The 8,946-nt window shown below is 71.4% G+C and carries 11 protein-coding genes and 1 pseudogene; 9 read left to right on the top strand and 3 right to left on the bottom strand.

Annotation, left to right across the window (positions count from 1 at the left end; genetic code table 11):
• Positions 1-272: 272 nt before the first annotated feature.
• Positions 273-587 (top strand): chorismate mutase family protein, encoded by a 315-nt coding sequence (locus tag ACZ3UD_RS25535; RefSeq protein ID WP_465592049.1) that lies wholly within the window; start codon positions 273-275, stop codon positions 585-587.
• Positions 588-638: 51 nt separating this feature from the next.
• Here the strand turns inward: ACZ3UD_RS25535 and ACZ3UD_RS25530 are convergent, their stop codons facing one another.
• Entirely contained in the window at positions 639-1,676 is a 1,038-nt protein-coding gene (locus ACZ3UD_RS25530; RefSeq protein ID WP_465592046.1) for a GDP-mannose 4,6-dehydratase, read from the bottom strand.
• A 153-nt stretch (positions 1,677-1,829) separates the two neighbouring features.
• Here ACZ3UD_RS25530 and ACZ3UD_RS25525 point away from each other — a divergent pair, with 153 nt between their 5' ends.
• From ACZ3UD_RS25525 to ACZ3UD_RS25515, 3 genes are all read left to right on the top strand, one after another.
• Entirely contained in the window at positions 1,830-2,270 is a 441-nt protein-coding gene (locus ACZ3UD_RS25525; RefSeq protein WP_465592043.1) for a hypothetical protein, read from the top strand.
• Between the two features lie 101 nt (positions 2,271-2,371).
• Positions 2,372-2,761, top strand: coding sequence for an SCO5389 family protein (locus tag ACZ3UD_RS25520; protein WP_387622146.1), 390 nt, complete (start codon positions 2,372-2,374; stop codon positions 2,759-2,761).
• 244 nt (positions 2,762-3,005) lie between these two features.
• Complete coding sequence (locus tag ACZ3UD_RS25515) at positions 3,006-4,046, top strand: LLM class flavin-dependent oxidoreductase (RefSeq protein WP_465592040.1); 1,041 nt, start codon at positions 3,006-3,008, stop codon at positions 4,044-4,046.
• A gap of 166 nt (positions 4,047-4,212) precedes the next feature.
• Here the strand turns inward: ACZ3UD_RS25515 and ACZ3UD_RS25510 are convergent, their stop codons facing one another.
• Complete coding sequence (locus tag ACZ3UD_RS25510) at positions 4,213-4,782, bottom strand: Uma2 family endonuclease (protein WP_465592037.1); 570 nt, start codon at positions 4,780-4,782, stop codon at positions 4,213-4,215.
• Positions 4,783-4,943: 161 nt separating this feature from the next.
• Between ACZ3UD_RS25510 and ACZ3UD_RS25505 the strand changes: the two genes are divergently transcribed.
• The 5 genes and pseudogenes from ACZ3UD_RS25505 (at position 4,944) to ACZ3UD_RS25485 (ending at position 7,899) form a co-directional block, all read left to right on the top strand.
• Entirely contained in the window at positions 4,944-5,480 is a 537-nt protein-coding gene (locus ACZ3UD_RS25505) for a PadR family transcriptional regulator (RefSeq protein ID WP_465592034.1), read from the top strand.
• A 17-nt stretch (positions 5,481-5,497) separates the two neighbouring features.
• On the top strand, positions 5,498-6,352 hold the full coding sequence (locus ACZ3UD_RS25500; protein WP_465592031.1) for an NAD(P)H-binding protein: 855 nt from the start codon (positions 5,498-5,500) through the stop codon (positions 6,350-6,352).
• Positions 6,345-6,590, top strand: a pseudogene (locus ACZ3UD_RS25495) (cupin domain-containing protein); the annotation flags it as partial. The gene ACZ3UD_RS25500 and the pseudogene ACZ3UD_RS25495, both read left to right, overlap by 8 nt.
• 16 nt (positions 6,591-6,606) lie before the next feature.
• Positions 6,607-6,810, top strand: a complete 204-nt coding sequence (locus ACZ3UD_RS25490) for a hypothetical protein (protein WP_465592070.1) — start codon at positions 6,607-6,609, stop codon at positions 6,808-6,810.
• Positions 6,811-6,891: 81 nt separating this feature from the next.
• A complete protein-coding gene (locus tag ACZ3UD_RS25485; protein ID WP_465592028.1) occupies positions 6,892-7,899 on the top strand; it encodes an NADP-dependent oxidoreductase in 1,008 nt (335 codons plus the stop codon).
• Between the two features lie 265 nt (positions 7,900-8,164).
• On the opposite strand, the gene ACZ3UD_RS25480 is transcribed toward ACZ3UD_RS25485, so the two are convergent.
• Positions 8,165-8,944, bottom strand: a complete 780-nt coding sequence (locus ACZ3UD_RS25480) for a class I SAM-dependent methyltransferase (protein WP_465592025.1) — start codon at positions 8,942-8,944, stop codon at positions 8,165-8,167.
• Between the last annotated feature and the right edge of the window lie 2 nt (positions 8,945-8,946).

Genomic DNA, 8,946 nt, shown 5'->3' with positions numbered 1-8,946 from the left:
CATCGACGCAACCCATCTGGAAGACCGGCGAACGGCAGGGATCCGCTTGAGGACGGCCCGCGTGCCCGGCACGCGCGGCGCTCGCATTCCCGCACTCCAGCGCCCAGTCTCGATCGGGGCCGCGCCGAATTTCCCTAGGGTCTGTCGATCATGTCCGAACGGGCCTCGGACTCTAGGGAATTGCCGGGCCGTTCGGCTGGATCGTCAGTTGCGCGAGCCATGGGTGCGGCCCGGCCGGGCCGAGCGCCCCGACGTCGACGAGGATCACCGCCATGCCCGAACCCTTCCCGCCCGGCGACGCACCGAGAGTGCTGCTGCCCTCCACCGAGGGCACCGCGGACCCGGCCGCGGCCGAGCTCAGCGAGCTCGACGAGCAGCTGATCGCCCAGCTGGTCCACCGCATCCGGCTGGCCCGCGGCCACCAACTCAGCCGCCGCGCCGCCGGGTTGCCGACCACCAGCCTCGCGCAGGAGAACGCGATGCTGCGCCGCTACGCCTCCCGGCTCGGCGACCAGGGCGCCGGGATCGCGCTGGCGATCCTGGAGCTCTCCCGGCCGCCGAGCGGGCGGGCCGTCGAACAACGGTAGGGCGGTGGGGATTTCGCCTCCCCACCGCCCTACCGTCGCTCCCGGCCGGTGTCACCAGCGGGCGCCGGCCAGCACCTCGCCGTAGTCACGGGCCACGCGCGCCTGTTCCAGGTCGGACTCGACCATCATCCGCATGAGCTCGGGGAAGTCGACCTTCGGCTCCCAGTCCAGCTTCTCCCGCGCGTTGCCGGCGTCGGCGCAGAGCGTCTCCACCTCGGCGGGCCGCACGAGCCCCGGATCGACCTCGACGTACCGCTCCCAGTCGAGCCCGACGCACTCGAAGGCGATCCGGGCCGCGTCCCGCACCGAGTGCATCCGCCCGGTGCCGATGACGTAGTCGCCCGGCTCGTCCTGCTGGAGCATCAGGTGCATCGCCCGGACATAGTCCCCGGCGAAGCCCCAGTCGCGGACGGCGTCGAGGTTGCCGAGCAGCAGCCGGTCCTGCAGGCCGAGCTTGATCTGCGCGACCGCGAGGGAGATCTTCCGGGTCACGAACTCGGCCCCGCGGCGCGGCGACTCGTGGTTGAACAGGATCCCCGAGACACCGTACATCCCGTAGGACTCGCGGTAGTTGCGGGTGATGTAGTGACCGTAGGTCTTTACCACGCCGTACGGGCTGCGGGGGTGGAAGGTGGTCCGCTCGTTCTGCGGGGTCTCCGCCACCATGCCGAACATCTCGGAGCTGGATGCCTGGTAGAACCGGATCCGCCCGGGACCGCCGGCGGCACCGGCCGGCTTGTTGATCCCGCTGACCATCCGGATCGCCTCCAGCACCCGCAGCACGCCGGTCCCGTTGACCTCGGTGACGAGTTCCGGCTGGCGCCAGGACATCGGCACGAAGGAGATCGCCCCGAGGTTGTACACCTCGTCCGGCTGGATGGTGTCGACCGCGGAGACCAGGCTGCCCTGGTCCATCAGGTCGCCGTCGACGAACCGCAGGTCCGGGATCAGTCGGCTGACCCGGTCCTTCCGCGGGTTGGCCTGCCCCCTGGTCAGGCCCCAGACCTCGTATCCCAGGGAGATCAGGTGCTCGGCCAGGTACGACCCGTCCTGACCGGTCACCCCGGTGATCAGTGCACGCTTGGACATCCGTTCCCCTTCAGCCACTGCTCGCGGAGCGCTCTCGGCACTGCCAGCGAACCAGAAGAGGGGCTAAGGAATTTGCGAGACTTCCGGCCCACGCCGCCCGGCCACCCATCGGATCGTCACGGGACCGAGAGAACGGCCACCCTGTTCGTCCCGGTGCTGCTCACCGTCGTCTCGCAGGTGGCCCCGCACGAGACCGGCGCGGCCACCGGCATGCTCAACACCACCCAGCAGGTGGGCGGTTCGCTCGGCCTGTCGATCCTGGCCACGGTGTACGGCACGGCCGGCCACAACGAGGCCCGGCAGCAGGTCGGGAAGTTCCTCCGGCACGCCACCCCGCAGCAGGCCGCCCGGTTCAGGGCGAGCGGTGAGCTGCCGGCGCCGTACTCCTCACAGGTGCTGGTGCACGGCATCGCCGGCGCCTTCCAGATGGGGCTGGTGTTCGTGGCACTCGCGGTGGTGATCGCGGTGGTGATCGCGGTGGTGATCGCGGTGGTGATCGCGGTGGTGATCGCGGTGGTGATCGCGGTGTTCGCCATCAAGGTCCGCCGACTGCCGGAGCCGCCGCACGTCAACCCTTCGGGGGGCGGTACTTGACAGGTCGTCTGGGCGTCCAGGACAGTCCTTTACGCAAATGGTTTCCATCTTCGATAACCATCCCCGAGCGCGCACCGCGCGCCCCGCGAAAGAGGACACCCATGTCGCTCGACGTCTCCCCCGCCCTCCTCGACCAGGCCCGCAACGGCCGCGTGGACGAGGCCGACTTCCTCGACACCGTCCGCAGCTCGCTCCCCTACGCCTACCAGGTCGTCGCCGGACTGAGCACCGAACTCGCCGCCACCGAGGCCGAGTTCACCACCGATAACACCACCCCCAGCGACGAGCAGCGCGCCCAGCTGCTGCGCGCGCTGGCCAGCAACGCCATCCGGGGCAGCCTGGAGGACCACTTCGGCGTGAAGCTCGCCTTCGTCAACTGCCACCGCGTCGGCGCATTCCGGCCCGGCGCCGAGGACAGCGAGGCGTACCGCGAGTTCACCTCGCTGCACAACCAGATCCGCAACCAGAGTCCGGAGCTGCGCAGCTGCTGAGCCCGAGGCGGTCACGGCGGGCCCCCGCTCAACCGAGCGGGGGCCCGTCGCTTTCGCGGCCGGCCGGCTGTGACGCCCCGTTGCGGACCGTTGCGGACCATTGCGGTCGATTGCGGTCGATTGCGGTCCGATGGCCGGATCGCGCGCCGATCTTGTGGCACCGCGCGCCGTCTGCGTACCGTCGACGGGCACCACCCCCGACCGGCCCTCCCGGAGCCGCCCGATCCCACGCGGAGCCGCCACCATGCCGTCCTCCCCCCGCCCGCTGCGGAAACTCGGCTTCCTGACCATCGGGCTCTTCGACGAAGCCGACCCGCGCCGCGGCCACGAGATCACCCTGGAACTGATCACCCTCGGCGAGCGGCTCGGCCTCGACAGCGCCTGGCTGCGCCACCGCCACCTCCAGTACGGGATCTCCTCCCCCGTCGCCGTCCTCGCCGCTGCCACCCAGCGCACCAGCCGCATCCAGCTCGGCACCGCCGTCACCCCGCTCGGCTGGGAGAACCCGCTGCGGCTCGCCGAGGACCTCGCCACCGTCGACCTGCTCTCCGGCGGCCGGCTCAACCCCGGCTTCAGTGTCGGCCCGCCCGTCCACTACGAGCAGGTTCGCGGCGCGCTCTACCCCGACACCGGCGAGGACGAGGACTTCGGCTACCGCCGGGCCGAGCGGCTGCTCGCCCTGGTCCGCGGCGAGGACGCCTCCGACTTCGCCGGCACCGAGGGCATCGAGGTGTACTCGCGCCGCGTCCAGCCGCACTCCCCCGGCCTGGCCGACCGGCTCTGGTACGGCGCCGGCAGTCTGCGCTCGGCGCGGTGGGCCGGCGAACACGGGCTCAACCTGCTCACCAGCAGCGTGGTCAAGCCCGAACAGACGGATTCCGTACTGGACTTCGCCGAGATCCAGGCCGAGCAGATCCGCACCTTCCGCGCCCTGCACCCCGACCGCGAGCGGGCCCGGGTCTCCCAGGGCCTGGTGATCATCCCCACCGACAGCGCGACCTCCGACCAGCGCGCCAAGTACGAGGCCTACGCCCTCGCCCGCACCCCGCGCACCCTCACCCCGCAGGGCCCCAACCGGCTGCTCTTCGCACCCGACCTGGTCGGCAGCTCCGCGGAACTCGTCGAGCGGCTGCACACCCACGCCGGATTCCGCGAGGTGGACGAGGTGGCCGTCGCACTACCGTTCAGCTTCGAGCACGAGGACTACGTGCAGATCCTCACCGACCTCGCCACCCGGCTCGGGCCCGCCCTCGGGTGGACACCGTCGACCCCCGGGCAGGGCTGAGCGGCCGAACCATCGCGGGCATGCACCCCACCGGCCCCACCAACACAACTTCCCGCCCGCAGCAGGCCAGGGCACAAACGCGCTCAGCCTCTTGGAGTTCCGCCACCGCGTCTGGACAGCGGGAGGGTACGGCCACCTGCTGGACCGGTTCCGGGCCTGAGGAGGTTCAGAACTCGGCGGTGTCAAGGTCCAGTTGGAAGGGCTCGGGGAGCCGCACCGGAATACCGAACGGGTGCGGCCCCTCGACCCGGGTGTAGCCGAGTTCGCCGGGCTGGGAGAACAGCGTGCAGGTACGCTCCTGACGGTCCACCAACAGGTAGAGCGGCGCACCGAACTGCGCGTATCGGCGCCGCTTCACGGTGCGGTCCGTGTCGGCGTTCGAGGGCGAGGTCACCTCGACCACCAGGACCGTCTGATCCGGCAGCAAGGCGCCCGGGTTGTTCTTGGCCAGTTCGACTGGCACGAGGGCCAGGTCAGGCACGTAGTAATTCTCCGTACCCGGCAGGTCCAGGTTGCCAGATCCTGCGCGCAGGCCGAGTTTCCGCTGGTGCGGGACGATCTGCATTCGGATCAGATCAACGGCGTTCTCATGCTCCCAGGACGGCGACACGGAGGTGATGACTCCCTCGATGATCTCAACGCGCTCACCCGCAATGTGCTGAATCGCGTACTTGAGGGATTGCTCCGGGTTCGGCACGTGACTGTAGTCCCCAGGGCCGACATGCGCTGTGCTCACTTGTTGCTCTCCTCTCCGGCGCCGGTTTCCGCGCTCGGGGGCCGCCCAGAGGAAAGACTAACCGCGCTTCGTCGGCACCTCCGGGCGCTACGCCGAACGGGGTCACAACCCGGCCGTAGTCGCGTTTGACTATGATGCCATAGTCGTGTTTGAGTACCAGCGTGAGCACTTCTCGACTCTTCGCACTCAGCGCCCTCGCCCGGGGCGGTCCGATGCACGGCTACCAGATCCGGCAGGCGGCGCAGCTGGACCGGACCGAGCTGTGGACGGACGTCAAGCCCGGGTCGCTCTACAGCGTTCTGCACCGGATGGCCGGGGACGGGCTGGTCGAGGTGGTCCGCAGCGAGAAGGTGGGCAATCCGCCGGAGCGGACCGTCTATGCGATCACCGACCGGGGGCGGCGGGAGCTGGCCTCCCTGCGGGACGCGGCGCTGCGCAGGGTGCGGCTGCTGCCCGATCCGGTGGACCTGGCGTTGCAGTACACCTCGGACCTCTCGGGTGCGGAACTGGTCGAGGCGGTCGCCGCACGCCGACTGGCGGTGGCCGGTCAGATCACCCTGTTCGAGGCGGAGTTCGAGGCCGCCAAGCCGGATCTGACCGGCCTCGAACCGTGGATCTTCGAGCACTGCCTGGCCCGGCTGCGGGCCGACCTCGCCTGGCATGACGACCTGCTCGACTCCCTCGAACCGAACGAGTGAAACTCCCGGAGGACCCCGTGATACTCGTCACCGGCGCGACCGGCACGGTCGGCCGCGCCCTCGTCGACCAGCTGACCGCCCTCGGCGCACCCGTGCGCGCCGTCACCCGTCGCCCCGACCGGGCCGCACTGCCCGAGGACGTGGACGTCGTCTACGCGGACCTGGGCGAGCCGGACTCGCTGGCCGCCGCACTCCGCGGTGTACGGAGGGTGTTCCTGCTCTCCGACGGGCCGGACATCCCTCGCCATGACGCCAACCTCGCCCGCGCGGCCGCCCGGGCCGGCGTCGACGCCGTCGTGAAGCTGTCCTCCGGCCGGGTCGCCGATCCGAGCGCCGCCGATCCCGTCCCACGCTGGCACCGGGCGGGTGAACAGGCCGTCCTGGACGCCGGATCGGCGTGGACGTTCCTGCGGCCGATGGGCTTCATGTCCAACGCCCTCGCCTGGGCCGGGCCGATCCGCGCGTCCGCGGCCGTCGAGGCGCCGTTCGCCGCCGGGCGGGTCGCCGTCATCGACCCGGCGGACATCGCCGCCGTCGCCGCCCGCGCCCTGACCGAGGACGGGCACGACGGCCGGGCCCATCTGCTGACCGGCCCGCAGGCGCTCTCGCCCGGTGAGATGGTCGCGACGCTGGCCGAGGTGCTGGGCCTGCCGCTGGCCTTCACCGAGGTGTCACCGGCGGCCGCCCGGGAGGCGATCCTCGGGCACGGCGTCTCCCCCGAGATGGCGGACGCGATCACGGCGCTGCGCGCCGCCTCGCTGGAGCCGTTCACCGCGACCGTCACCCCGACGGTGGAACAGCTGACCGGCCGTCCGGCGGCGTCGTTCCGGGCCTGGGCCGAGCGCCACCGGAAGGAGTTCGGCCATGACTGAGGCGCGCCGCGAACCGGTCATCCTGCCACCCGGGTGCGGCGGCCGCTTCCACGTACCGGGCGGCCCGTACGTGATCAAGCTGGCTGGTGAGCAGACCGGCGGCTCGCTGGCCGTGCTGGAGTCCACCTTCCAGCCCGGCGAGGGCGCTCCGCCGCACCTGCACCGCGGCCACGACGAGACCTTCCACGTGGTCAGCGGCGCGTTCCGGCTGCGCTGCGACGACCGGATCATCGAGGCGGGCCCGGGCGGGTTTCATGCACGTCCCACGCACCCGTCCGCACTCCTTCACCGCGATCGGCGACACCCCGGCCACTATCCTGGTGACCCTGACCCCGGCCGGTTTCGAGCACTTCTTCATCGAGGCGGCCGCCCTCGCCGCCTCCGGGCGCCCGGACCGCCGGCTGATGGAGTCGATCCTCGCCACCTACGACCAGGAGCTGGTCGACGGGGAACCCTGACCAGCCCTGGTCAGATGACTAAGCGCTTGCTTACACTCATGTCCCTGCCCTGCTGAACCCGAGCACGCCCCAGGAGATGCCATGACCGGAGTGAACCGCCAGATCCGCCTCGCCCGCCGACCGGTCGGGGAGGTCCGGGCGGAGGACTGGGCGCACAGCGAGGAGCCCGTGGGCGTGCCGGGCGACGGCGAGTTCCTGGGTCGGACCCGGTACATCTCGCTCGACCCGGCCATGCGCGGCTGGCTGGACGACCGGCCCTCGTACCTGCCGCCGGTGGGCCTGGGCGAGGTGATGCGGGCCGGGTCGGTGGTCGAGGTCATCGCGTCCAACCACCCGAAGTTCCAGGTCGGCGACCACGTGGTGGGCACCTTCGGGGTCCAGGAGTACGCGGTGTCCGACGGCAAGGGAGCGCTCACCGTGGATCCCGCGCTCGCGCCGCTGTCGACGTACCTCGGGGCGCTCGGGATGCCCGGGATGACGGCCTACTTCGGGCTGCTGGAGGTCGGGGCGCTCAAGGAGGGCGAGACCGTGGTGGTCTCCGGCGCCGCCGGGGCCGTCGGCACCCTCGTCGGGCAGATCGCCAAGGTCAAGGGCTGCCGGGTGGTCGGGATCGCCGGCGGTCCGGAGAAGTGCGCGCTGCTGACCGACGAGCTCGGCTTCGACGCGGCGATCGACTACCACGCCGAGGACGTCCGCAAGGCGCTGCGCACCCACGCCCCGGACGGCATCGACGTCTACTTCGACAACGTCGGCGGCCCGATCCTGGACGCCGCGCTGACCCGGCTGGCGATGCACGCCCGCGTGGTGATCTGCGGCGCGATCAGCCAGTACAACAACGAGAACGCCGTGCAGGGCCCGTCCAACTACCTGTCGCTGCTGGTGCGGCGGGCCCGCATGGAGGGCTTCGTGGTCTTCGACTACGCCCGCCGCTACGCGGAGGCGGCCGCCGAGCTCGCGGGCTGGATCGGCGACGGCCGGATCAAGGTCAAGGAGCACGTGGTCGAGGGCACCGTGGACGACTTCCCGGAAACCCTCGGGATGCTGTTCCGCGGCGAGAACACCGGCAAGCTGGTGCTGCGCCTGGTGTGACGGACTCCTCGGGCGGCCGCCACCCCCGCGCGGCCGCCCGAGGCCGAACCGCGACTGGCACGGCGAAGTCCCTGGCCTGACCGAGCAGTTGTGGTCCAAAACCGGAACCGTACGGCCCCCGACGCTGACTCTGCGTAGGGTGCGCGGCCGTCGGCTGTCACACCGCGTGCAGGGCATGGGCCGGTGAGGTGTCGCTGGTGGGCCTCGGGGTGTTCGAGCCGCAGGTGCCTTGCGGTGGTGTGCACTCCGCTGTCGATGGGACGCCTCACAGCCGCCGGGTGCGCAGCACGCCGGTCAGCATCGGCAGGGTGAACTCGCCGTGGGCGGTCTCCGGTCGACCGGCGAGGAAATCGCGGATCCGGCCCAGCAGGGCGTCCCGTTCCCGCTCCGGCAGGACCAGCACCCCCGCGCGGGTCGCCAGGGTCGCGACGAGCGAGTCGGCGGTGCGGCGCTGCCCGTGTGCGAACTCGACCTGCTCCGACGAGCCGAACCGGGCGGGCCCGCCGTTCTGCGGAAGGTGTGCTCCGGCCGTCCGGACGCGCCAACTGGCGGGCGTGTCACGTGGGCCGACGGCCGCGCTCCCGCTGACCTTCGCCAGTCCGGCCACCCAGTCGACCCGGTCGTCCATCAGGTTCCACAGGCCGGCCAGGACGCCGCCGGGTGCGAGGACCCTGGCGATCTCCGGCCCCGCGACGGCCATGTCGAACCAGTGCATGGCGTTGCCGACCAGTACGGCGTCGACGGAGGCGTCCGGCAGCGGGATCGACTCGGCGCTGCCCGACAGGCCACGGACGGTCGGCAGCGAACGGCGCAGCTCGGTGAGCATCGCCGGGTCGGGTTCGACCGCGATGACCTCGGCGCCCGTCGCGATCAGCGTGCCGGTCAGCTTGCCGGTTCCGGCGCCGAGGTCGAGCACGCGCGGGCCGGGTGCGGGTGCGAGCGCCCAGCGCACCGCGTCCTGCGCGTAGTCCGGACGGTGCTCGGCGTAGGCGGCCGCCGCCGCACCGAACGACGAGGCGTGGAGTAACTGTTCATCATGGTCCACGT

The sequence above is a fragment of the Kitasatospora sp. NPDC023118 genome (assembly GCF_055560875.1).
Note: the sequence above shows the minus strand (reverse complement) of the source record. Positions and strands in the feature narration are given on the sequence as shown.

Coding starts and splice junctions, on each gene's coding strand:
- ACZ3UD_RS25535 (WP_465592049.1), top strand. CDS start 273: ATGCCCGAACCCTTCCCGCCCGGCGACGCACCGAGAGTGCTGCTGCCC.
- ACZ3UD_RS25530 (WP_465592046.1), bottom strand. CDS start 1,676: ATGTCCAAGCGTGCACTGATCACCGGGGTGACCGGTCAGGACGGGTCG.
- ACZ3UD_RS25520 (WP_387622146.1), top strand. CDS start 2,372: ATGTCGCTCGACGTCTCCCCCGCCCTCCTCGACCAGGCCCGCAACGGC.
- ACZ3UD_RS25515 (WP_465592040.1), top strand. CDS start 3,006: ATGCCGTCCTCCCCCCGCCCGCTGCGGAAACTCGGCTTCCTGACCATC.
- ACZ3UD_RS25490 (WP_465592070.1), top strand. CDS start 6,607: ATGCACGTCCCACGCACCCGTCCGCACTCCTTCACCGCGATCGGCGAC.
- ACZ3UD_RS25485 (WP_465592028.1), top strand. CDS start 6,892: ATGACCGGAGTGAACCGCCAGATCCGCCTCGCCCGCCGACCGGTCGGG.